The sequence below is a fragment of the Natronotalea proteinilytica genome (assembly GCF_055379935.1).
Window position 1 is genome coordinate 3,568,742 of record NZ_AP043947.1, and the last position, 23,615, is coordinate 3,592,356.

Here is a 23,615-nt window from a genome sequence, read left to right on the forward strand (position 1 = left end):
AGGCTCCTACGTCACAGGGGAGGCTGCGACGCTACTCCGGCGCGCAGCAGACACGTTCGCATGGGGCCTCCTTCATGTTGGAAGTCAGAGTGTTGGCTCTTGATTCAGGGGCGATATCGTCTCAACCAAGGGCATTCTTGAAGCTGCGAGCGGTAATGATGGGGCTGCGTGCGCGGCGGAGAACAGCTTCGGCAACGCTCCCTAACATTACACGACTCATGCCCGTGCGTCCCTGGGTGGCCATTACTACGAGGTGTTCAGGCGTGCGCGCCGACTGCAAGATCACCTTATCCGGTGCATCGTTGTGAACGCTCAGGTCTACGGGAGGAGATTCGGTGTTGGCAGGTACGGCTTCTGTAGCCCACTCATTCAGGGTTGCCTTGATGCGTTTTTTCAGGGATTCGTCGCCAAGGCGTGCTGTTTCGGAGCTGATTTCGATGCCGTATGCTAGAGGTGCCGCGGGACGTTCAATAGCGTGCAGCAGCGTAAGGCGTGTGTTCAGGTGCTGGGCCAGGCACATGCCATACATCAGTGCGTGACGTGACCTCTGCGAGAAGTCAATGGGAACTACCACGCTTTCAGGTCGAGCCGGAGGCGCTTCGTCATCTGTATGGCGTACAGTACACACGGGTGGACCGGCGGTACGTACGACTTCTTCGGCTACGCTTCCCATCAGGGTACGTCGTACGCCTCGGCGTCCGGTCGTGCCCATTACAATCAGGTCGATGTCGTTTTCGTCGGCATAGCGCACAATGGCGGGCCCGGCGGCTTCGCCTTGCATCACCTCGTGCTTGATGCTTACGCTCATTGGGTCGTATCCGTAGCGGGCCAAATTGCCGCGGCTCCGTTCTTTGAACTGCGCACGCATTCGCTCGATTGGCCCGGAGCGCTTTTCGGGAGCACTAAATGGATTATCGGTATCCACCTGAACAGCCAAAAGATGCAGTGTAGCATCAAACTGTTTGGCCCAGGTTAGCCCCATTTGCAAGGCGCGTTCCGAGTCGGCAGAAAAGTCGCGTGCCACAAGAATATGATCAACCATAAAAAATCCCCACTTAGATAAAAGACCAATAGCGCATCACATTAAATAAATACGCTCTCTCTATGTACAGTATCGATTTTGGAGATCGATGTAAAGGGGCAGGTATGGTGTGACGTGTCGGGAGAATCCCTACAACGTGGTGTGGGGAGGCAGTTGAAGGATATGCATGTCGTGAATCTTACAATACCTGTGTCGCTACACGGTTTCTTGACATTGTTTGTTGAGCATGATATCCTTTCAGTTAGACAAAGAGAGCCAGGGTGCCAGCTATAAAAGCGGATTCTTTCCCCTTAGTATTCAGGGGGCTCTCTATGTGTGTTGCTCTGAACTATAAAACTGCAGTAGCCTTGCCTGTATTCGTTTACTAATAAAGCCCCAATAAGCTTATGTATACAAGAAATGCGAGTACATATATTCTATCCGTGTTCGTGTTGGCTGTTGCTTTGCTTGCAACCGGATGTGGGTCTGATGGACCGACGGTTTCATACGAAGAAATCGACCTTGAAGGTGTCTTGACCCACATTGACGACTTGTCGGATGCAGAGATTGACAATAGCGATGGCAATCGTATTCCGGTTGGCACTGTTATGGTGTACCGGACCTCCGACAACCACCTCGGCAAAATGGTTGTGGTGGAGAACGATGGAAGCAATAACAACGGGCTCACGATCAACCATGTGACCTTTGATAGTGACGAGTCGGTTCTTGCGGAAGCAGAGGGCGAGCAGATCGCTGGAACGTTTAGCTATGCCCTCGATGGTTCAGAGGACGACTTCTGGCTGCAGAATGAAACAGAAACCGATCGCCACGTGACCCCTCAAAACGGTGCCGTGTTTGCCACAATTGGAATGGATCCGGCATTTGAGTAAGGGACGTTGTGTACCCTACTGTACTCCATTCTTTTGGCGTCCTTCCCGTCGCAGTCTAGCGCAGCCTAGGTTAGGTTGGCTGTGTTAGGCCTGTTCGGGTTTTTGGGCGACCACTAGCACGCCAGTACCGGTATCGTTGGGGTGGGCCACATCGCGGGCATGCAGCCAGAGTCCAACCGGGAGCACCATCAGGTAGTACAGCGGCAGCAATAGCAGCGTGGCCCAGGTGGTATTGAGCATCTGCATAGGGCGCTTGATGAGCCAGCGCCAGGCCGTTGCGCCGTACGGACCGTACGTGTACGTCTGCTCCACCGGGGTAAGTCCGGCGCGGTGCAACTTGTCGGCAAGCGCCTGCATGTTGTATCCATCGCGCACGTGCTCGCCGATAAAACTGTCGTCGGAGTCGGACTGCACATCGGAGCCGCCCTGATCCGACGGTGTGTTGATCACTACATATCCCCCCGGACGGAGCACGCGCTCAAAGTGGGCAAATACGCCCTCGTCGTCTTTGATGTGTTCCATCACATCCACCGAGAGAATCAGATCGTAGGGGCCCTCCTGCTGCAGGTCGGTCAGGTTGTCTTGGATCCAATTGATTTGTGGACCCACCTCAGTCTGGTCGGCAAAGTGCTTTGCGCGCTCCAGGTAGTCGGGCTTTATATCAACGGCATCAACCTGCACGTTACGGAAGCGGCGTGCCATAAAATACGCATACTGGCCAAATCCGGTACCAGCGTCTAACACACGTACCGGGTGCGTCTCCGGAAATGAGGAAAGCAAACGGCGCACGGTGCGCCGCACATACCAGGCGCGCAGGAAAAGCAGGTTCAAGAGGCCGTAGAACAGACGCTGAAGCCATGGGTGGCGGCTCATCCAATGGCCAAGGCGATCTTTGATCGGGTCGTAATCCATGGTATGAGAGACGTGGCAAAAAGGACGGAAGGCGCTTAACGAGTCGGTGCATCTGTTTGTGCCCGGTCCGTAAAAACCGTAGAGGAACCAACGCGCACGGCCTTAATTGGCGTGTATGCATTTGTTTTTGGATCGACCGGTTTGTTTATGAATGTTACGCTGGACACGCTGCGCGTTGAGCTCGTACAGGGGGATATTGCCAATCAGCCTGATGTGGGGGCTGTGGTGAATGCGGCCAATGCTCAATTACAATCGGGAAGTGGGGTTGCAGGAGCTATTCACGAGGCGGCGGGGCCAGCCTTGGCTGAAGCCTGCCAGCCGCTTGCACCGATTGAGCCGGGTGAGGCGGTGTGTACCGAGGCGTTTGGACTGCCGAACGACTACGTGATCCATGTGTTGGGTCCGGTGTACGGGCGCGACGAACCGCCCGCGGCGCTGTTGCGGTCTGGATACGAAAATGCGCTCGATCTGGCTGAAGAGCATGAGATCAACTCCATCGCATTTCCGGCTATCTCAACAGGCGCGTTCGGGTACCCATTGCGCCCAGCGGCGCATGCGGCGTTGGGCACGGTGCTCTCGCTGGGACGCATGCTCACCCACGTAGAGCACGTCCGATTTGTCCTGTTTGATGCACAAACCCTTGCCGTTTTTGAAGATATGCTGGCGGATCTGCGGGACGATCCGTTGGCATAGTGCTGTGTTGCAGATCAATCTTTGGGTAACACATGACCACCTAACGTACGGAGAACAACTCACAATCTTGTCATTGCGAGCGCAGCGACGCAATCTCATGCTATCAGACCGAATGCAGCCGCCCAATCAACGGCATGAGATCGCACCCCAGGAGTACTCGTTCGCTAGCGCTCACAGCGCCGCGTCAGTCGCAGGGCTCCCTCCTCGCGATGACAATGTTGGCCCCTAACTTTCAGGTGTGACACAGCAATAGTCATCCCGGCCAAGGCGCCCCAGCGCCGCAGAGCCGGGATCTCCCCTGACAACGTAGCTGGATTATTGCTCCCACACCACCCAAGCTTTGACCTGTGACAGAGTACTAACTGCCGCCCCTACCTCGCATGTCTACCCCCGTTGCTGCACATCATATCCGCGTTGCCTTGCAGCCGCGCGATGCCACGCCCCACGGCACGCTTGCACTACCCGCCCTCTGTGCGCACCTGCAAGATGCCGCAGGGGCGCATGCCGAAGCGTTGGGGGTATCGCAGCATACGCTTTTGATACAGGAGCAATCGTGGGTGCTCACGCGGCTGCACATTGAGCTGGATCGCCTGCCTCGGTGGGATGACACGCTCTCTATCGAAACCTGGCCGTCGGGGCTGAACGGACCGTTTGCCCAGCGCGAATTCGTGCTTCGCGTTGAGGACGCCGAGGTGGGGCGCGCTACCAGCACGTGGGTGGTGTTTGATCAGGCAGAGCGCCGCATGGTTCGTCCGCCGCGTGTGTTGCGCACCCTTACGCTCCCCGATCGCCCTCCTGCGCTTCCCGCCGACATCCCAAACGTAAAAGCACCCGATTCCGAAGACCACACCCGGGCCTTTCGCGTCCGCTTTCACGATCTAGATCTGAACTGGCACGTCAATAATGCCCGCTACGTGGCGTGGGCACTTGAAACTCTCCCCATCCACTGGCTGGAGGCGCATGCGCTGCATGGATTGGTGCTTCACTTCAAACACGAAACCACTGCCGACACCTCGGTCGTTGCCACTGCAGAGGTACACCAGCACGATCCCATACGCGTGGTGCATCACCTGCACGATGCCGACGGCGGCCCTACGCTTGCACTGGCTGAAACGCGGTGGGCGGTGCGGTAGAAGGGGCCCGGTTGTTGAGGACGCTGGATCGTCTCCAATCGCGTGTCGTACCGGTCGCATTCGTCCGAAAAGTCGCCGGGGACGCAAGCGGTCGTATCTGTTTAGCGCGGCTCAATGGCCGCCCGGGATATCCGCTATCGCTCCTGATCCCGGGCTAAGGAAACCCATAGCTGGGGAAGCAAGCGGTCCCCGGCTAATGGTTTCCTTTTGAACTGCTACCCGCAGACACAAACAGGAGATCATGCACATCCCCGTTACCTCATAGCCGAAGAGAGCGTCTGCACCACAACGTGTGCTGTTGTCTCTGACGTGCTGCCCTGCTTCTCGCTATGCCCCGTCCGTCCGCTCTCTCAATCGTACTTGTGGCGATCCTCGTCCTGGGTGCCTGCACATCTACATCGACGCACACAGGCAGCACACGCGCCGCGCTGTCAAGCTCGTACGATGCCACGTTCTATGCAGTGCTCGATGTGTTCAACGCACACCATCTTACCCCCAAGACCGTTGACTACGAAGACGGACACATCGCTGCACGCGGTGATACGCGGTTCGGCTATGCGCCCTACCGGGTCGTGAAAGCGGAGGCGCACCTCGACCCCTCATCTGACGACAGCGTGGGATTGCGGATGTTGTTTACGTTTCAGGGACAGGCCGACGAGCGCCCCCGACGGGTACCACACCGAGAAGATCGATCGCGGGTGGTAGACTACACATTTGAGGGACTCGACCGCTCGCACCGGGCTTCGTATGCCTACGGCTACTACGTGCAGTCTATCCGAGAACGCGCCCGCGAGTTGGATGCAAAAGCGGCATATCCATAGCAGGTAACCTGCCTGTATCGGTAGAAACCCGCCATCCACGCAAGCGGTTTATTGAATGCGTGATTCTTGTATCGTTGCCTCCTGATCGCAATGCCTCGCTCGGTTTATCTCGATTACAACGCCACCACGCCGGTGGATGAACAGGTGTTTGCGCGGATGCAGCCGTATTTTACGACGCACTACGGCAATGCCGCCAGCGGACATGCGCATGGGTGGCGGGCCGAGGGCGCTGTGGATGTGGCGCGCGAGCAGGTCGCTGATTTGCTGCAGGCCACGCCCGAGCGTCTCACGTTTACCAGCGGTGCCACCGAGGCGCTCAACATGGTGGTGAAAGGACTTGCGCGCCACAGCCAGGTCGAGCAGCCCCACATTATCACCGTGGCCACCGCGCACAAGGCGATCCTTGAGCCGTGCCAGGAACTGCAGGCCAAGGGCATTGCAGATGTCACCTACTGCCCGGTGGATACTGAGGGCCGACTGGATCCACAGACGCTTGCCGATGCCCTCACCGATGACACTGTGCTTGTAGCCGTGTTGTGGGCTAACAACGAGACCGGTGTGGTGCATCCGGTAGCCGAGTGCTATCAGGCCGTTCGCAACCATCCCGCGCTATTCCTGACCGATGCCACGCAGGCGCTGGGTAAGATTCCGGTGGATGTGCAGCACACCGATTTTCTGGTGGCGTCGGCCCACAAGCTGTACGGTCCCAAAGGCATCGGCGTGCTGTACCGGCGTCCCGGCGTGCAATGCCCGCGGTTCATTGACGGGGGCGGACAGGAACGCGGGCTTCGGGGCGGCACGCTGAATGTACCGGCGGTGGTCGGGTTTGGCGCTGCTGCCGAGCTTGCCGCAGAGCGTCAGCCGGAGGATGCGGAGCGCTGGAGCGACCTGCAAGATACGTTTGAATCGGCGCTCCAAACGCGTTTTCCGGATGCGCGCATTAACGGAGTTGCCGCTGAGCGTCTTCCCCAGACCACTAACGTCACTCTCCCCGGCACCAACGCCGAGCAGCTGGTGCAAGCCTTGCGCACGGTGTCGTGTGCCACCGGAAGCGCCTGTGCCAGCACCGATCCGAAGCCCAGCCACGTACTGTGTGCGATGGGCCGCTCGGATGCGGAGGCGCACGCCTCGCTCCGCTTCAGCGCCGGACGCGACACAACCGAAGACGATCTGCTCCACGCGGTCGATGCGCTGGAGCAGGCTCTGCCGCTGGCCCGCGCGCCCCAGCCTGCATCACTCTAACACCCTGCTGATTCTCTTTTGTCAACCACACTACGTACAATGGACGAACTGAATGCCGATCTGACCAACCGCGTTGCCGAAAGCGAAATCACTGTCTACAATCTGGCAGACTTGTGGGATGATGCTCCTGTTGACGAACTCGACATCGAGCCGTTTCTGGTGCAGGGGCTGATGCTCAAAGAGGAGCCCTTTCGTGAGGATGTGAAGGCATACGACTTTTCGCAGCATGCGGGGCACCACGTTGCCATCCACTGCTCCACCGATGCTATTGTGCCCACATGGGGGTACATGCTGCTCGCCTCGAAGCTAGAAGGCATTGCCCGGTCGGTTACCTTTGGCCACGAAGACGATCTGATTCGCGACTACTACATTCGTGCGCTTGAAGACGAAGACTGGAGCGCGTATGCCGACAAGCCCGTTGTCATTAAGGGATGCGGCGGCGATACTGTGCCCGATGTGGCGTATCTCATTGCGACGCAGAAGCTGCAAGGCGTCGCTCGCAAGCTGATGTACGGCGAGCCCTGCTCCTCCGTACCGCTGTGGCGCCGCCCCCAGAAGAAGAAAAAACCGGCGGCCTCCGCAAAAGCGGTATCGGCGAATCTACCCACACCTGGGAAGTCGTGAACAACTGGATCGTGCCTACTGCTTTGTCACACCTGAATCTCAGGGTGGGAGGGTTGTGTCAAGCTCTACATCGCAACTCGATCAAAAAACGGCCATGGTCAGCCCCCGACCGTACGGAAGGTGTACAGCCCTTGTACCGTCACAGCGTGCTGTGACGCCACCAACCCCTGTTCGACGTCTAGCAGCTACTGGCGAACCGGCAGCCCTGCTCATTTTGGGGGCGATCCCTACCGGAGATACTACGCAGTCCTATCCACCCGATCTACAAACGCTCGAAGGACGGCATTGAATGCATCGGGGCGTTCGACGGGCAGGGCATGCCGGGCGTCGGCAATGACGGCGAGGCGTGCGTTGGGCATGGTGGTGGCATGGCGTTTCTTGACAGATGTGGGGGTGTAGTCGTCGTCGGCAGCAACCACTAAAACGGGGGTAGTAATGTCAGTGAGTTGTGATTCAACGCCCCACCCCACAAGTCCGTCGATGGAGGCGAGGTACGCCTGCTTGTCGTTTGCGGCCCATCGCTGGATGAACTGGGTGCGTAGTTCGCGTTGGTCGGGCTTAATAAATAATTTCCGGGCCAAAATTTGCCCAACGCGACGCATCCCGAGGGCTTGTACCGCGCCGCGTCGCGACCAGTAGAAGGCATAGTCGGAAGGTGTTTTCAGATTGACGCTCGGCACGCTGTTCACGACCGTACCGCTACGCAGCAGCTCCGGCGCGTGCACGAGCAACTCATACGTGACCATCCCGCCCATCGACAAGCCGACGACATGCGCGGGGGCCAGTGACCGTTTGCGTATCCACACGGCCACGTCGCGGGCCATCTGGGCGATGCTGTACGGACCGGGCGGCTTGTCGGTCTGTCCGTGGCCGCGCAGATCGCAGGTCAGCACGCGGTAGTCGGCGTCGAAGGCTTCGGTTTGGGCGAACCAGTCGCGTCCGCTAGAGCCAAGGCCATGAATGAAGATAAGCGGTGGGGCCTCCCGCTCGTTGTCGGTGTAGTGGAGCGTGAGGTCATCAACAGCAACGGTGGGCATGCAGGTGCACGTCAAAGCGAGATTCCAGCGGTAATAGAAAAGCCCTGGTTGCGTAATAACGCATTGGGGGCGCTATCGCGGATATCGGTCAGGCCCAACTGATAGCGCACATCAACAACTAGCGTGCCCACCTCTTCTAACGGAATGTCGAGCCCAACCCCTCCGGCGATGCCGAGTTCAAAGCGGTTTGTGAATTCACGCTCTTCAACGGTGATCGATTCAATGATCTCTCCATTACTTCGAATCTCCTGGTCTTCAGCGGCTTGAATGTTGATTCCGAGCGTGGGGCCCGCAAACAGGCGGGGAATGACCTCTTCGTTGGCATCAAGCACCCAATGGGCAAGCAAAGGCATTTCGATGTAGTCGCGTCGGCGGGTGCGCACGTTATTGTCAAACTCAGCCACCTCGCCTTTCTGAATGTAAATCAGTTCAGGGCGTAGCCATAAGGAAGTCGACATGGGCACGTCGGCAAATAGGCCCAACGTAATGCCAGTGCGTGTGCTTAGGCCTTCGCCCTCGCCAGAACCGCTGCCACCAAACTCCATGAATGTGATTCCTCCCTTAACGCCCGGTGTAACCGATTGAGCGTGGGCCACAGGCGGTGCAAAAAGACCATTCGACATGCCTACCATTAGCACAGGGGCAAGCAGCAGGAGATAGAGGCGGTAGGCGGAATCAGGCATTTTTACATGCAGCGGGTGTAGGAGGTAGAGCGGGTTTCCGTATGCAACAAACGTGCTATCTGGATCAAACGCAAAATTAGGGGCACTATTGCGTTTCGCTATTGGTGCGGAGACGCTGAAGCTGCTGCACATGCTCATGAGCATACTGTTGGCGCTGGCTGAGGGGCCGCGGAGACGTGTTCATGCTTGTAAGAATATCAGCGCCCGCTGTGAGGAGCGAGTCTGCTTCCGTAAACCGGTTCTGATGAGCGGCAATGGCTCCTTTGTGGATGTTTGCCAGGCCTCGTTCTAACGACGAATCGGGGTGGATTTCTTGTATCCTGGCGAATGCTTCTTCGGCTTCAGACGCAGCCTGATCATTTCCGTGAAGGGCGCTGCGTACATAAGCCAGATCCAACTGGGTGCGTACTACGAACGAGTGGTTGGCCTGAAGTGTCTCTTTGAAGATGCTGAGGGCTTCTTCAAATGCATCTTGAGCAGCTGCAAGGCGGTCGTTGTATACGAGCAAGGTGGCCAACTCGCGCAGGGTCATCGCAGTACCGGTGCGTGGGTTGTCCGATTGCGTGCGGCGGATGGAGAGCGTTTCTTCAAAAAGCGATTCTGCGGCGTTGAGCGCTCCCCGGTCGCGCAGGGTCATAGCCAGATTGTTCATGGTAAGAGCCACGGTTTCGTGCGTCTCGCCAAACAAGGCGCGGCGCATGCCCAGTGCTTCGCGAAGAAGCGGCTCGGCCTCTTGAAAGCGCCCCTGATTCATGTAAAGAGCGCCAAGGCTATTTAAGCTTACGGCCAACTGCGGATGAGGAGCATCAAGTACCTCACGCTGGCCACGGACGGCTTGGCGGTACATAGTTTCTGCGGCGTCGTACTTTCCTTGATTGTGAAGCGTGATACCCAGGCGCTTCTGGCTTTGCAACGTTTCCGGGTGCGAGGCGCCCAGCATGGCCTGCCGGGTTTGCACGTTGTTGTGGTGAAGCGCTTCGGATCGCCTATAGTACCCCTGGCGACGCAGCACATACGCCAGCCGATGCTGCGTACGCACACGATCAAGAGCCCGGCTTTGGCCATGGTGGTTCCAGATAGAGAGGGAGCGTTGTAATACATCGGCGGCAGCTTCAAACTCATCTACAGCAGCGAGCAGTGCTCCTTTCTGCTTCAGGGCCTCAGCGTGATCGGGGTGGTTTGGAGGGCCATGTTCGCGTTGAAGCGCTAGCGCACGTTCGATAAGTGGGCGGGCTTGGGCGTAGTTGCCCAGCCGACGGTATACGCGTCCCAGGGTCAACCGTATTTGTGCTTCGACGCGAGGCTGATCCTGTATGTCGTACACGCGCGCCAGCCCATGATCGAGGAGATCTTCTGGAGAAATGGTACTGCCCCGTGTTTCAGCAGGATCGCCCATTTCGATCAGATCGGTCATGAAGGCGGTGACTGCTTCAGCGGTTTCAGCATGTTGCTGGGCCGTATCGCGCTCGGTTGAAAGGCGATGGACATGAAACAGGCTGAATCCAACGAAAAAGAAGACTACAATACTAGCTGCTAATAGAGACCGTCTGTTGCGTTGAACAAATTTGTGGGTACGGTATCGAAGCGTGGCTGGTTTTGCCTGAATGGGAAGGTCATTCAGGTACCGGTCGAAGTCGTTGGCCAGTTCTTGGGCCGAGTGATACCGGCGGTCAGGTTCCTTGCGCAGGGCCTTGAGTATAATGGTGTCCAGGTCACGATCCATCTTGCTGTGACGTGGACATTCGGTTGTGGCATCGCTCGATGATTCGTTATTAGTCGTTTTGGCTATGACCGATGAGGGCGGCGGCGGAGAGGTGTTCAAGATCGCCTGCTGAATTTCAGATCCGGCATCTTTAAACGGATGTGTGTTCGTCAATACATGATATGCCAGCACGCCCAACTGGTAAATATCGGTAGCTGTGGTGATGGCATCGCCTTTAATTTGCTCTGGGGCTGCATATCCAGGCGTCATGGGGCGCTCGCCTGTGCGCGTAAGAGCACAGGGCTGGGCATGCAGTTCGGGCTGTAGCAACTTGGCAATGCCAAAGTCGAGCAGCATTACACGGCCCGTATCCGTAACTAGGATGTTTTCAGGCTTCAGGTCGCGGTGAACAACGAGATTTTGGTGCGCATGGTGCAGCGCCTGGCAGACGGTGCGTAGCAGATGGAGCCGTTCATTAAGCGTACATGCGCGTGTGGTGCAGTACTCGGTAATAGGAATGCCATCCACATACTCCATGACCAGATACGGCTGGCCCGTTTCGGTGACGCCCCCGTCAAGGAGTTGAGCGATATTGGGATGGCTCAGACGTGCTAGAATCTGACGCTCAGTTTCAAATCGAGCTACCCGATGCTCCGTCTCAAAATGCTGTGGGAGCAGCTTAATCGCCACATCGTGATCGTAATGCCCATCCGCCCGCTCAGCCCGATATACAACGCTCATGCCTCCGGTACCAATGCGTTCGACCAACCGATAGGGACCCACATGAGCGCCCGAATGGTCGGGACTGCTGGAGGAGGGGGGAGCATCGTCAAGCAAGGATGCGCCTAGTGCGGCGGCTCCTTGGTCTAAAAAGCTCATAGGCTCTCCCCCAATGAGGAGCAGGGTTTCCACTTCATCGCGAAGTGCCGGATCGTCGCACACCTCGTTCAAGAACGCAATCTGTTCCTCCTCAGGCTGCTGCAACACGCGGTCGAGCAGCGACATAACGCGAGTCCAATGCTCCGTGGACATAGTCAATTCCGGGGTGTGGCAAGGCATGGTCAAATGCATGCTGGTAGCGAGTGTCAAACAGTTTCTGTTGGCCCTCAATTGAGGCTCTTTTTCGGCTCAGCAGCGCTCGCTCTCGCCCCTAACCCATCTTCAAGCAGGCTCCTAAGATGCTATTTGTTGATCAGCAGGATGCACGTCATTTTTATGATATAGAGATGCTGTATAAAGTGTAACGCTGTACAACGTGATTGTCAACTTAACATTCTACGGTTCTGACACACGCCAATCTTCGGGTTGCAACGCGCCCCGTTTTAATGTTGTCATCTTGAGCGGAGCGAATAAAGATCTCCCCCGAAATGGGCAGGACCGCTTGATCGATCAGAGCCTGCTGAGCGCCGAGGAGATGGTTCGGCGTGCTCCGGGCTGGGCCCGTCGCGTGCTCACCATGACAGGTTTTTTGGTAAGGGGTTGGGACACAGAGTTTGGCACGGTCTCCGTCCCCTGACAATCAGGTGTGGCAGCGTACCACCTCCACTCTACGGGGAATCTTGTAACCGCAGCCTAAATTCGTTACGCTATGTAAAGCCGTTGCGGCTATATCCTCGAACCAACCCATAGTCGTACCCGAACGCTCCTTCCCTCTGGCCCTACTGCAACGCTTTTAGAATGTTATGAACTTGTATATACGTTCTCTCTTAATTGGTGAACTCATTGTTGGATTTGGGCTTGCCCTTTTTCTATGGGTATGGGGAGTGCTGGTAACGCCAGCACTCGTTATGTCATCGGGGGTGGCACTCTTTACGGGGTCAATTGCAGAAGCATTCTCGCTAATAGGTCCACTCATTGCAGTTATTGGAGGGGGATTTGGTCTCTGGGGGCTCTACAATTTGGCCGTAAAGGTGCTCTTTCCAGATCGCGCCGTCATGGCGCCGCATCGGTTGCTTCTGTTTGTGGCGGTAGGCAGTGCCACGTTGGTCCTTGCTGTGCTTTTGCTGGAGCTGCAGGGCATCGAAGCGATTATGGTCTTGGGACTTCCTCTAGGGGTTGCTGCTCACTTTTTATACATGGCACGAAAGTATGTGCGGAAAGCATTCGATAGGTAGAGGTCGAATGTACGGAGGTATATTACATCGGATGTCTTGCATGGCCAAGACGCGTTCTATTCATCATTCGAATGTTCAATATGAGGCTGAAAATGTCCGGTGCTGTTTTGGTTGTCGCCTTTTTGGTTGTCGCCTTTCTTTTTGGGGTGAGCAGTCTAAGCACATTTGCGCAAGAGCGTTCGTCCCATTTCGATGAGCCCGCCGAGGTGCTGCTTCCACACAACTACAATCCGGATCGTGCGCATCCAGTGCTTGTGTTTCCGCAAGCCACCTATACCACAGCACGCACCCAAGCGCTTCGGTTTGGCATCAACCCCGAAACGCACCATGACTTTGTGCTCGTACTACCGCGCGGTACATTCATACGTGACGACTATCTGCCTGATTTTATACAGTTTGTAGAGTGGTATGAAGAGCGGTTGCTTGACGATCTCGAAACGGTGAAGGATACCGTGTCTGTCGATCCCGACCGGGTGTATCTAGCCGGGTTTTCGCTGGGGGGCGATCTAGCGTGGGCCTTGAGCAGTCGCAATCCCAACCTTTTTGCCGGAGCCGTTATGAGCGGAACGCGGGCCAGCTATCCCATGAGCACGGAGGCGCGACAGGTGCTGGAGCAACGCGGGTACCGGGCCGCGTTTCTTATTGGCGAGGATGAGGCTGCAGCACGTGCCCAGGGCATCCGACACGCATATGAGCACTTAAGCCAAGCTCGCATTGAGACGCAGTTCGAAGAACACCCCGGCGCGCATCAGGCCCCTGACCGGCTTACCGGACGGGAGGCGCTCGACTTCGTCACCAATGGACAGGTGATGGTTGGTGAGCCCGGACGCCTTGCGGGCGGTGGTACAACATCGGAAGCAACCGAGGTTCACCTAAAGACCGACTTTCGTCCGGATCCGCACACCATTGCTGTGGAAGAGGTGGGCGGATCAACACGCCTTTCTGCATCCTCCTGTACCGGTTATATTGAGGATACAGATCCAGATGCCACACTTTTCTTTGAGGCCGGAACGTATCCGCTTAGTATTGTGGCGGAAGCGGGGGCGACACTGTACATTCAGCCGCCGGGGGGCACGTCGATTTGCGAGGCGCACACTCAGGGGCACGATACCACAAGCATTACGTTTCGCTTTCCCGAGTCGGGCACGTACAACGTTTGGGTGGCTGCCCCAGAAGCAGGCGAATCCGCTCGCCTCGATACGGTCGAATTGCAGTTTACCGAGTTTGAACTCGATGCTCCCACACGTGTGGTTGAGTGACAGAAACTGGGATATGTGTGCGACAAATAGATCGGGACCGGACGAACCGGCCCCGATATCCCCCACCACGGTGTTTTTTGCAGATCCCCGTTCAAATCAGTAATGCGGATGCGCGGTCTTGCTTATTCCACCACGGTGACCTCATGCTCGATTTCGGTAGTGCGTCCATCGGACGGATCGCTTCCCTCAACCGCTCGTCCTGTAACCCAGATCGTGGTTGTACCGGGCACATCGAACTGAAGGTCAACTGTCCGTTCAAGCCCGACAATTTGCATGGTGCAGGCATCGGCTCCGCTGTGTTTGTCATACGGCGTAATGGTCACAGCGGTAGGCGGATCTCCCTCGGTTTCAACATCTTCTCGGTCTGCGCGCCAGCATCCATTTGGGCCGAGGGTTGTTACGGTCACCTCAAACGAAACGCCTGCCTCCACGGTGTCGGGCGCTGAAAGCGCAAGATACTCATCAGGAATACTGGATGCGGTGGCCTCTGCCCCATCACTGGGCGGGTCTTCCCACTCAATAATTCCCATTTCAGGGTCGGTAGCTTCATCGTCTGTGCCAAGCACAGAGTCACATCCCATGAGCGGTATGAACGCAAGGAGCAGCGTTGTCAGAATCAAACGAGGGTACTTCATAGGTCTCAAACAATCTATGTCAGAGATACAAACAGGTGTGGTCTGTTGCGTCTTCAGTGGGAAAGACCATGCGTGTCCCCATATCATTCCATGATAAAACAATGAATCGTAGGGGCATCAGGATCATGCATCCGCTGATCGAACAGTAATATCGTGCTCCGTAGGGCGAAAGTTGACCTCTTCGCCGTTCACTGATATGATGTTCGGGGTGGCACGTATACGGTATGTACCAGGTTCAACCAACTCGTCCAAATCAAGCAGCTTCATTCGAATAGTTCGTTCTTGCGTTAGGGATGCGCCGGGGGCTAAGGTGTGGTTGCGCAAAATCAATGCACAGCCGACATCTGTTCCCTTTACAGGGAGGCGTTCGTTCTCATCGTTGTAGATCCCGATGGTTGCAAGGCACCCACCGCTAGTCAATTCGACCGAGCCAATCGTTGCATTGGTGATGTGATATCGTACCGACATAGAATCTCCCTGAACAACGTCGTCGGGTGCATCCATGTGTGGTTTCAGTTGGTCAGCGGCCGTTCCTGAGGTCCCAAGCAAGTCGCAGCCGGTGCTAGCTACAAGAAAAAAGAGCAGGACGATAAAATGAGGAGCGTATTTAGGTGCCATGGGGGCAACAGACGTTTGTTAGCACAATCAATATCGGTTGAGGCGCAATTCATGGGGAAAGACAAGGCGCTGCCGCACGACATTCCGTGTATAATGTGTGAATGGGTGGCATGGATGCAGGACCTCTCGCCTTGCTTGTTTGGTAGAATGCTATGTACATCATCCTTGCGTTTACCACCAAGATAGCGATGTCCTCTCCACCCTCCAAACCGGCGGTTGGGCGCACCTGGCAGGATGTGTGCAACGACCCGAGCCTGCAGGACCTGCCGTATAAGATTGAGACCAACGTCCGCGGACAGATCGTGATGAGCCCGACTTATGCCTGGCATGGCCGCTTGGCATTCCAGATCGCCCGACTGCTGGAAGAACACCTGCCTGATGGACAGGCTTCGGTGGAACTGGCAATTCGCACCACAAAGGGCACGAAGGTCGCCGATGCCATCTGGTGCTCGGCGGAACGATGGGACAAGATCAAGGATGCCTACGACGCGCCCATCGCCCCCGAAATCTGCGTCGAAGTGCTCTCGCCCACGAACACCGAAGCCGAGATGCAGACCAAGCGGGCGCTCTATTTCGAAGCCGGAGCCGACGAGGTATGGCTTTGCGATAGTGAGGGCGTGCTCTCGTTTTACAGTGCAGACGGTCCACTCGATAGATCGCGGCGCGTGCCTTCGTTTCCTGCCCATGTGCAGAAGTAAAATGGGCAGCATACACTCGTTCGAGTGTAGCTCCTGCGCATCCTGTTACGAAACTCAAGTGATCCAATGAATACACGCACAAAAGAGGTCGCAGTCGAACGAACGTGGGAAGACGTGTGCAACGACCCCGCATTACAGGACCTACCGTACAAAATCGAAACCAACGCCTACGGACAGATTGTGATGAGTCCGACGCATCTCAAGCATGGTGCTTTTCAGAGCACGATTGCAATGCAACTCATGAATTGCACCGACGACGGGCGCGTGATCACTGAGGCAGCGATAGAAACAGAGGATGGCATTAAGGTGACCGATGTCGCGTGGTTCTCTTCGGCGCGTTGGAAGCAGGTGCACGACGACTACGCGGCCTCCATCGCCCCGAAATCTGTGTCGAAGTGCTCTCGCCCACGAACACCGAAGCCGAGATGGAAGCCAAGCGGACGCTCTATTTCGAAGCCGGAGCCGACGAGGTATGGCTTTGCGATAGTGAGGGCGTGCTCTCGTTTTACACAGCAGACGGTCCTCTCGAATCTTCCCACCGGGTGCCGTCGTTTCCTTCTACTGTCTCGTTGTAGCCGATTGCTCACACCCAGATCCTCATGCAAGACTACTTCCATTACGATGTCATCGTTGTAGGCGGCGGCCACTCAGGCTCGGAAGCCGCGGCAGCAGCAGCTAACATGGGCGCACGCACGCTGCTCATTACGCTGAAGCTCAACACCATCGGGCAGATGTCGTGCAACCCGGCCATTGGTGGCATCGGCAAGGGGCACATCGCCCGCGAAATCGATGCGCTGGGCGGACTCATGGGGCGCGTCACCGACCGCGCCGGTCTCCAGTTTCGGATGCTCAACACCAGCAAAGGACCGGCGGTGTGGGGGCCACGTGCGCAATGTGGACGCGAAGCCTATGCCGATGCGGTGCGCGAAGAACTCGAATCGATCGACAATCTCTACATGCGCGCCGACCAGGTGGTGGATCTGGAGACTACCGACGATGGCTCGCGCATCGAGGGCGTTACGACCAGCCTCGGCAAAACCTTCTACGCCCCCCGCGTGGTGCTAACGACCGGCACCTTCGCCAACGGAGTGATTCACGTGGGCGAGACCAACTTCGGCGGTGGACGCATGGGCGAGGGCGCGTCGCAGGGCATCACGGGGAGTCTTCACGATCTCGGCTTCGAAAGCGGACGCCTCAAAACCGGGACGCCACCCCGCGTCGATGGCCGCACGCTCGACTACAGCGTGATGCAAGAGCAGCCCGGCGATCCGGATGCCACCGCATTCTCCTTCATGACGGATGCGCTGCCTGCTGTCGATGAACAGCTGAGTTGCTGGCTCACCGAAACCACTCCCGACACGCACGACCTCTTGCGCACGGGTTTTGACCGTAGCCCCATGTTCACCGGACGCATCGAGGCGAAAGGGCCGCGCTACTGCCCCTCCATCGAAGACAAGATCGACCGGTTTGCCGAGAAGAGCAGTCACCAGATATTTATCGAGCCGGAGGGCTACAACACGCACGAGGTGTACGTGAACGGCTTCTCCACGAGCCTGCCCGAAGAGGTGCAGTTCAAAGCGTTGCGCACCATTCACGGCATGGAAAACGCCCACATGCTGCGTCCGGGTTACGCCATTGAGTACGACTTCTTCCCGCCCTACCAAATCCAGTACAGTCTCGAAACGAAGTACGTAGATGGCCTTTTCTTTGCGGGTCAGATCAACGGGACCACCGGATATGAGGAGGCTGCCGCTCAAGGACTTATGGCTGGCATCAACGCGGTGCACACGTTGAACGGACACGATCCGATCGTGCTGAAGCGGTCGGAGGCGTACATCGGCGTGCTCATTGACGACCTGGTGGCCAAAGGCACCGACGAGCCGTACCGCATGTTTACTTCACGCGCCGAGCACCGCATACTGCTACGGCAAGACAATGCGGATTTGCGGCTCACTGAACTCGGTTATCAGTTGGGCCTCGCCTCTCAGGAACGCTACGACCGCATGCAGGCGAAGGAGCGCGCCATTAACGAAACGCGCCAGGCGCTCGAATCCAACAGCGTACAACCCGAACAGGTCAACGACTACCTGGAATCCGTAGGCACCACGCCTATCGACCAGGCCGGGCCCATCCTTCAGATCTGTAAGCGTCCACAGGTGGATACGGAAGCTATGATTCGCTATGCGGGGCTGTGGGACGAGCTTGTCACGGAGGCACCCGGGATGCTAAGTGCGCCGCGTATCGTAGAGATCAACCTGAAGTATGAGGGGTATCTCGACCGGCAGCGGCAGATGGTGGAAGAGATGGAAGAGAAGGAGCGCTGGCCCATCCCGGATGATTTCGATTACCACGCGCTCGATACCATTTCGAAAGAGGCGCGCGAGAAGCTTAGCAAGGTGGAGCCCACCAATCTCGGCCAGGCGTCCCGCGTGAGTGGCGTGCGCGCCTCCGACATATCGGTACTGATGGTGCTCTTGAAGCAACAGGGCGTCGAGCCGCTGCCCAAAGAACGCACCCTGTCCTCAGGCGACGGCGTGCCCGAGGAGGTGGCGGTGGAGGCGTCTTAACGATAGTACCGATCCTCATGCCAGCGCGCCGGATTCTCGCGAATATACTGGCGGATGCGCTCCAAGTCGTGTTCGTTGCGTACCACATGGTCGTAATACCCACGTTGCCATACGGTGGCCCCTGGTGTGTTGCGGACCCGATTGATGCGCCGGGTCACAGCCGATTTGAATGCACGAATGATGGTAGGTAGCGAGCCAGACACAGGTTTTCCGAATTGCCGATTACCACGCGTGGTAGGGGCACAGCGCGCCGTGCCCCTACGGAATGTGATTTGGACGATACCATGCATGTGGTTTGGCATCACGACAAATGCATCCAACGACACATTATCCCGAATATCGGCCGTTCGATGCCATTCCTCGCGTACAACACGTCCGTTTTGGTTTACATGCATCGCATGGTCATCCACATAACCAAAAAGGCGTTTATGACGGTTTGTGCATATCGTCACGAAATACGCCCCGGGTTGCGCGTAATCGTAATCGGGCAACCGCATCGACTGGCGGTTATGGCGGCGCGGGTCGTATGGCATGGGCTCTTTACAATGTGCTCCCGTCTTTCTCATCTGACCCATGACCCCACCCTCGCATAACGTCATGCCCACCACCGACGCATTCGACCCGTACCACGACCTGAGCAGCGACCAGCGCACGCAGTTGGAGACGTACGAAGACCTGCTGCGCCGCTACAACGAGACGCTGAACCTCATTTCGCCCGACACGACCGATGCCATCACCGAGCGGCACATTTTGCACTCACTGGTGTTGCGGGTACGTGACTTCCCCGCAGGGGCGCGCATCGTAGACTGGGGCAGCGGCGGCGGTCTCCCGGCCATTCCGCTGGCCATCGCCTACCCTGACACTGAGGTGATCGCGGTCGATTCAGTCGGCAAGAAAATGCGAGCGGTGCGTAGCATGGCTCGACGGCTGGGCCTCGACAATCTGTTCGCCTGGGCCGGACGCGCTGAAAACTGGCCGGATACCGCCCACTACTCGGTCTCGCGCGCTACCGCACCGCTGGTTGATCTGTGGCAGTGGCACACCCGCGCTGTGTCTGAACTCCCGTCTGAGCCCAAGGAATCCGACTGGGCTCCGGGACTCATCACGTTAAAGGGCGGCGATCTCTCTGGGGAGATTACTGTTCTTCAGCAGTGCGACCGTCGCGTTCGCATCCAACAGATCCCGCTGCACGCGCTGCTACAAGATGCCGCTGAGCATCCGAGCTATTTTGCCGAGAAGTGTTTACTTGCCGTTACTGCAGCAGATGGCACGTAGCACACGGACGATATGACGTATTTAGTCTGTTAAAAACCAATTGGTAAACCCTTTAATATAATTATTTTACAGGATGCGAACCGTGCTTTATTTCGTGCTGGTTCTTGCCGGAGCATACGTGACAATTACAGCGCTGGCCTATGCATTTCAACAACAGCTGGTGTTCTTTCCATCGGGCACGATGGCTACCGATCCGGGAGCCGCTGGGCTCGCGTACGAGGAGGTCAGCATCGACACGGAAGATGGGGAAACTCTTCATAACTGGTGGATTCCCGCCGAGGAGGCCGTCGGCACGGTGGTGTTCTTTCACGGAAATGCAGGCAACATTTCAGGCCGCGTAGGTACGGCCAACTTCTTCCACGAGCATGATATGAACGTGCTGCTCGTGAGCTACCGCGGCTACGGACAAAGCACCGGATCGCCCTCCGAAGGCGGACTGTACCGCGACGCTGAGGCCGCATGGCGGTACCTGACTGAAGAACGAGATCTGGCTCCCGCATCCATTCTTGTTGCCGGACGCTCGCTCGGAAGCGCTCCAGCCACTTACCTGGCATCGCGCACCGCACCGGGCGGACTGCTGCTCGAATCGGCGTTTACCTCGATGCCGGATGTGGGGGCACGGGCCTATCCGATCTTGCCCGTGCGCTTGCTGAGCCGCTTCGAGTTTGACAACGAAGCGCGCATCGGCCAGGTCGACGCCCCCGTGCTCATGATGCATAGCCCCAATGATGAGGTGGTGCCCTACGATCTGGGGCGCACGCTCTACGACGCCGCTTCGGAGCCCAAGACGTTTGTTGACATCCAGGGCGGGCACAACGCCATGCGCACGGATCAATCGGCCTATCGACAGGCGGTGCGGACGTTCATCCGCGAGCACTGGCCTACCTCCAATGAGTAGCTGGGTAGCGGTTCAATGTTAAGTGATTGACATGTGGTTTACATCATCGCTACCCGCTCGAACCCCCTCTGTCTCCGAGCTTCGCCGCAGGCGTGATCCTGTGGACATCTCCCCCTTGGCCAAGGGGGAGAAACCCGTAGGGAGAGGGGGTTCGAAGAAGACAAAGCTACGGTGTCTAGTTTCCTTATTATTTAGCGTCTATCCACTACCGAGTAGCTGATCTCGTCACTCTACCACAGTCACCTCGTGTTCGATGACAGTGTCGTCGCGGTTTGAGAAGTCGTTGCCAATGACGCGCTGTCCGTTCAGGCGAATGAGCGCCTCGCCGGGTGTGTCGAATTGGAGGTTGAGCGTGCGCTTGATCAATCCGAGGACGTCGGGGCATGCCCCCTCGGCATCTGTTCGGTCGAGGTCATACGGCGTAATTTCAATGAGGAGTGCGTCTTGTTCAGTCTCCACTCGGTCTGCTTCGTAGCATCCGTTGGGAGCAACCGTTCGGGCCTCGACCTCAAAGGATACTCCTGCCTGCACGGTGTCGGGCGCTGTGAGCGGCTCGAAGGTTTCCGTATTTAAATTCGATGACGCAGGGCCTTCTTCTGTGGCAGCCTGTTCGATTTCCCACTCTACAATGCCGACCTCAACGGTCGAGCCGTCGTCATTCCCCAGCAGGTCGCAGCCGATGATTAGAAGTGGCGAAAGAAGAAGAGCAAGCGGAATCGTGCGGAGAGAAGTCATGGGTATGCGGACCGTCTGTAAAATCGTGGTATAGTTGCCAACCAAGTGCACCTGAAAGACAACGAAAGTTGGTAGCTCATTCCATGAAGATATAGTGAGGTGCTGTTCTGGTTCGTCGAAAAAAATCAGCGGAGCCAGCGCTCGGGCTTTTAGGCGGCTCAGTTGGGCTGCTGCGTTGTGATCATGGTGGCATGACCTACCTGTTGGCTTATGTCGAGATCGGTGCGTATCGACCAATCTGAAGGGGCAATTTCTGGAGATTCTCTTTAGAAATGGTCTTTTTGCAGTGTAGGGTTCGCATTGCGGTTATTGAATAAGACCGATGTAGAAAGGGTCGGGGGGCAGCGATTCCAAGCCCATATAGGAAAAGTGCAGCTTAAATGTTACACTCTTGACAAGGGGCGGGGGGGGTTGATAATCTAATCTCTGACTGTTTTCCTTCCGATGGTAATAATTCGTTATATCACAAATAAGTGATTGGTAAAATGAAATCAATTACTCAAAAGTCCGTAGCGTTTTTAATTGTCTTCGTCATCGTTGCTGCAGTAAGTATTGGAGGAGTAACATATGCACTTTCTTCTTCGCAAGGTGATGGGTTTTGCGACACTGCAGGAGCTTTCCTCGTCTGCTGCTCAGTAGACGATGATAACCAGATCGACGATTGCCACATTGTTGAAACTTGAACCGAGTTAAGTAATTACCTCGTTGATATACACACTCTATTAGTACGTCCATCACGTATTTTGTAAACAAGCGATGCTATGCTATGCTGACCAGCATAGCATAGCCTTTTTGTTTAAGATCTTATTATGATTATGGGCAAAGCAAACCTCTGTCTTTTCTATTTCTTAGTGGTGTCAACACTTGCTCTTCTCTGGGTAGGTTTAAGTCCGACTCTTTCGGCTTCGGATCATGGTTTTCATCAGCAGTCTACTCAAGACACGCTGCACACCCCAGAGCGTGTGGATGTCGTGGCGGACGAGGCCGCGTTGTACCAGGTGCGCGATGCATTTATTCACAACGGTCAGGTAACGGTAGTACAAGACCCCGAGCCTGGCGTCGTGCAGTTTCACGCGGGTGAGATGATCGCCTCCTGGGGACGTGAGGGAGAAGGACCTACCGACCTACAAAATCCCGCGGGCGTTGTTGTAAACGATACATACATTGCGGTGCTGGATCGCATGCCTGCAAAGGTGGTCTATTTCGACCATGAAGGCAACTCAATTCACAACACAATGATTGATGGGTATCAGTTTGCCAGCGGATGGGCTGTGACGGAAGAAGACACGCTGATTAGCGTCTCCAACATGTCAGACGAGTCGGGCACCTCCGATCTTGTGCGGCTGCACGATGGCGAAACCCTGGAGGCCCTGTCTGTGGATGCAGGCGAGGACATACGCGTTGAACCGAACGAAGGCTTTCCTATGACGATGCCCGCCCCATTCATGAGTCCGGCATGGACGGTGGTGCACGACGGTCGCGTCTACCAATGGACCCACGACGGCTATATCGTTGAGACGGATACCGAAGGCAACGAACAACGCCGATATACCACGAATGATTTTCGGGCTTTTCCCATAGACGACGACAGTATTGATTTGTATCTGGAATACGTCTTTGATCCCGAGGCCGAGTTTCAGGGCGTCCAAGATGCGTTCCGTCATGTGCGGGAAGAGGCCCGAGAAAGCGTAGACTTTCCGGATGTCTTTCCCGCTGTCCTTGATATGAAAGCAGCTCCAAGTGGGGGACTATGGCTGCGCCGTGCATCAACGGGGGAGGGAACCATCTGGTCATACTGGCACGACGGGGAAGAAAAGGCATCCTATCAGTTTTCTGCCGGACAGCGCGTGCTGCATTTCATAGATGACGAGCGCGTTTTAGTGCGAGGGCGAGACGATGATGGCGCACCCATCATTGAAGTGTACAGCGTTCCTGTGGCGGAATAACCCTGCCTTGATTTCTTATTTTTGGTCCAGCGCCTCCTATACGTCCAACGGGGGCCGTGCCTGACTGTCACGATCTATTCTTCCGGCTTCCCGTGGCTGCATCGAAATGTAC

General features: G+C 56.5%; 24 protein-coding genes. 15 read left to right on the top strand and 9 right to left on the bottom strand.

Going from position 1 to position 23,615, the window contains the following annotated elements; all coding sequences use genetic code 11:
* Positions 1–121 precede the first annotated feature (121 nt).
* Positions 122–1,042, bottom strand: coding sequence for a universal stress protein (locus tag ACZ5AL_RS14215; RefSeq protein ID WP_464511208.1), 921 nt, complete (start codon positions 1,040–1,042; stop codon positions 122–124).
* A gap of 386 nt (positions 1,043–1,428) precedes the next feature.
* Between ACZ5AL_RS14215 and ACZ5AL_RS14220 the strand changes: the two genes are divergently transcribed.
* Positions 1,429–1,911, top strand: a complete 483-nt coding sequence (locus ACZ5AL_RS14220; protein WP_464511209.1) for a hypothetical protein — start codon at positions 1,429–1,431, stop codon at positions 1,909–1,911.
* Positions 1,912–1,995: 84 nt separating this feature from the next.
* Here the strand turns inward: ACZ5AL_RS14220 and ACZ5AL_RS14225 are convergent, their stop codons facing one another.
* Positions 1,996–2,823 (bottom strand): class I SAM-dependent methyltransferase, encoded by an 828-nt coding sequence (locus ACZ5AL_RS14225; protein WP_464511211.1) that lies wholly within the window; start codon positions 2,821–2,823, stop codon positions 1,996–1,998.
* A 147-nt stretch (positions 2,824–2,970) separates the two neighbouring features.
* On the opposite strand from ACZ5AL_RS14225, the gene ACZ5AL_RS14230 reads away from it, so the two are divergent.
* From ACZ5AL_RS14230 to ACZ5AL_RS14250, 5 genes are all read left to right on the top strand, one after another.
* Complete coding sequence (locus ACZ5AL_RS14230; RefSeq protein ID WP_464511212.1) at positions 2,971–3,516, top strand: macro domain-containing protein; 546 nt, start codon at positions 2,971–2,973, stop codon at positions 3,514–3,516.
* A gap of 380 nt (positions 3,517–3,896) precedes the next feature.
* Positions 3,897–4,649: an acyl-[acyl-carrier-protein] thioesterase gene (locus ACZ5AL_RS14235; protein ID WP_464511214.1), complete on the top strand. Its 753-nt coding sequence runs from the start codon at positions 3,897–3,899 to the stop codon at positions 4,647–4,649.
* Positions 4,650–4,978: 329 nt separating this feature from the next.
* On the top strand, positions 4,979–5,470 hold the full coding sequence (locus tag ACZ5AL_RS14240) for a hypothetical protein (protein WP_464511215.1): 492 nt from the start codon (positions 4,979–4,981) through the stop codon (positions 5,468–5,470).
* A gap of 90 nt (positions 5,471–5,560) precedes the next feature.
* Positions 5,561–6,712, top strand: coding sequence for a cysteine desulfurase family protein (locus ACZ5AL_RS14245; RefSeq protein WP_464511217.1), 1,152 nt, complete (start codon positions 5,561–5,563; stop codon positions 6,710–6,712).
* A gap of 39 nt (positions 6,713–6,751) precedes the next feature.
* Positions 6,752–7,336: a DUF2480 family protein gene (locus ACZ5AL_RS14250; RefSeq protein WP_464511218.1), complete on the top strand. Its 585-nt coding sequence runs from the start codon at positions 6,752–6,754 to the stop codon at positions 7,334–7,336.
* Between the two features lie 239 nt (positions 7,337–7,575).
* Here ACZ5AL_RS14250 and ACZ5AL_RS14255 read toward each other — a convergent pair whose 3' ends face one another.
* The 3 genes from ACZ5AL_RS14255 to ACZ5AL_RS14265 form a co-directional block, all read right to left on the bottom strand.
* Entirely contained in the window at positions 7,576–8,373 is a 798-nt protein-coding gene (locus ACZ5AL_RS14255; protein ID WP_464511219.1) for an alpha/beta fold hydrolase, read from the bottom strand.
* A gap of 11 nt (positions 8,374–8,384) precedes the next feature.
* Entirely contained in the window at positions 8,385–9,056 is a 672-nt protein-coding gene (locus ACZ5AL_RS14260) for a porin family protein (protein ID WP_464511220.1), read from the bottom strand.
* Between the two features lie 85 nt (positions 9,057–9,141).
* The gene (locus ACZ5AL_RS14265) at positions 9,142–11,790 is read right to left on the bottom strand and encodes a tetratricopeptide repeat protein (RefSeq protein WP_464511221.1); all 2,649 of its coding nucleotides are present in this window, start codon (positions 11,788–11,790) and stop codon (positions 9,142–9,144) included.
* Positions 11,791–12,440: 650 nt separating this feature from the next.
* Here ACZ5AL_RS14265 and ACZ5AL_RS14270 point away from each other — a divergent pair.
* On the top strand, positions 12,441–12,872 hold the full coding sequence (locus tag ACZ5AL_RS14270; protein ID WP_464511222.1) for a hypothetical protein: 432 nt from the start codon (positions 12,441–12,443) through the stop codon (positions 12,870–12,872).
* 92 nt (positions 12,873–12,964) lie between these two features.
* Positions 12,965–14,131, top strand: coding sequence for a dienelactone hydrolase family protein (locus tag ACZ5AL_RS14275; protein ID WP_464511224.1), 1,167 nt, complete (start codon positions 12,965–12,967; stop codon positions 14,129–14,131).
* Between the two features lie 122 nt (positions 14,132–14,253).
* Here the strand turns inward: ACZ5AL_RS14275 and ACZ5AL_RS14280 are convergent, their stop codons facing one another.
* Both ACZ5AL_RS14280 and ACZ5AL_RS14285 read right to left on the bottom strand, forming a co-directional pair.
* Positions 14,254–14,766 (bottom strand): hypothetical protein, encoded by a 513-nt coding sequence (locus tag ACZ5AL_RS14280; RefSeq protein WP_464511225.1) that lies wholly within the window; start codon positions 14,764–14,766, stop codon positions 14,254–14,256.
* 123 nt (positions 14,767–14,889) lie between these two features.
* Positions 14,890–15,384 (bottom strand): hypothetical protein, encoded by a 495-nt coding sequence (locus ACZ5AL_RS14285; RefSeq protein WP_464511226.1) that lies wholly within the window; start codon positions 15,382–15,384, stop codon positions 14,890–14,892.
* Between the two features lie 152 nt (positions 15,385–15,536).
* Here ACZ5AL_RS14285 and ACZ5AL_RS14290 point away from each other — a divergent pair, with 152 nt between their 5' ends.
* From ACZ5AL_RS14290 to mnmG, 3 genes are all read left to right on the top strand, one after another.
* On the top strand, positions 15,537–16,082 hold the full coding sequence (locus ACZ5AL_RS14290) for a Uma2 family endonuclease (RefSeq protein WP_464511227.1): 546 nt from the start codon (positions 15,537–15,539) through the stop codon (positions 16,080–16,082).
* 320 nt (positions 16,083–16,402) lie between these two features.
* Complete coding sequence (locus tag ACZ5AL_RS14295) at positions 16,403–16,657, top strand: Uma2 family endonuclease (RefSeq protein ID WP_464511229.1); 255 nt, start codon at positions 16,403–16,405, stop codon at positions 16,655–16,657.
* A gap of 24 nt (positions 16,658–16,681) precedes the next feature.
* Positions 16,682–18,649, top strand: a complete 1,968-nt coding sequence (gene mnmG, locus ACZ5AL_RS14300) for a tRNA uridine-5-carboxymethylaminomethyl(34) synthesis enzyme MnmG (protein ID WP_464511230.1) — start codon at positions 16,682–16,684, stop codon at positions 18,647–18,649.
* Here mnmG and ACZ5AL_RS14305 read toward each other — a convergent pair.
* The gene (locus ACZ5AL_RS14305; protein WP_464511232.1) at positions 18,646–19,182 is read right to left on the bottom strand and encodes a transposase; all 537 of its coding nucleotides are present in this window, start codon (positions 19,180–19,182) and stop codon (positions 18,646–18,648) included. The genes mnmG and ACZ5AL_RS14305 overlap by 4 nt on opposite strands.
* 64 nt (positions 19,183–19,246) lie before the next feature.
* On the opposite strand from ACZ5AL_RS14305, the gene ACZ5AL_RS14310 reads away from it, so the two are divergent.
* On the top strand, positions 19,247–19,924 hold the full coding sequence (locus ACZ5AL_RS14310) for a 16S rRNA (guanine(527)-N(7))-methyltransferase RsmG (RefSeq protein ID WP_464511233.1): 678 nt from the start codon (positions 19,247–19,249) through the stop codon (positions 19,922–19,924).
* Positions 19,925–19,997: 73 nt separating this feature from the next.
* Positions 19,998–20,822 (top strand): alpha/beta hydrolase, encoded by an 825-nt coding sequence (locus ACZ5AL_RS14315; protein ID WP_464511235.1) that lies wholly within the window; start codon positions 19,998–20,000, stop codon positions 20,820–20,822.
* 225 nt (positions 20,823–21,047) lie between these two features.
* Here the strand turns inward: ACZ5AL_RS14315 and ACZ5AL_RS14320 are convergent, their stop codons facing one another.
* On the bottom strand, positions 21,048–21,557 hold the full coding sequence (locus ACZ5AL_RS14320) for a hypothetical protein (protein ID WP_464511236.1): 510 nt from the start codon (positions 21,555–21,557) through the stop codon (positions 21,048–21,050).
* A gap of 485 nt (positions 21,558–22,042) precedes the next feature.
* Here ACZ5AL_RS14320 and ACZ5AL_RS14325 point away from each other — a divergent pair, with 485 nt between their 5' ends.
* Complete coding sequence (locus tag ACZ5AL_RS14325) at positions 22,043–22,240, top strand: hypothetical protein (protein WP_464511237.1); 198 nt, start codon at positions 22,043–22,045, stop codon at positions 22,238–22,240.
* Positions 22,241–22,372: 132 nt separating this feature from the next.
* Positions 22,373–23,503: a hypothetical protein gene (locus ACZ5AL_RS14330; protein ID WP_464511238.1), complete on the top strand. Its 1,131-nt coding sequence runs from the start codon at positions 22,373–22,375 to the stop codon at positions 23,501–23,503.
* Positions 23,504–23,615: the final 112 nt, after the last annotated feature.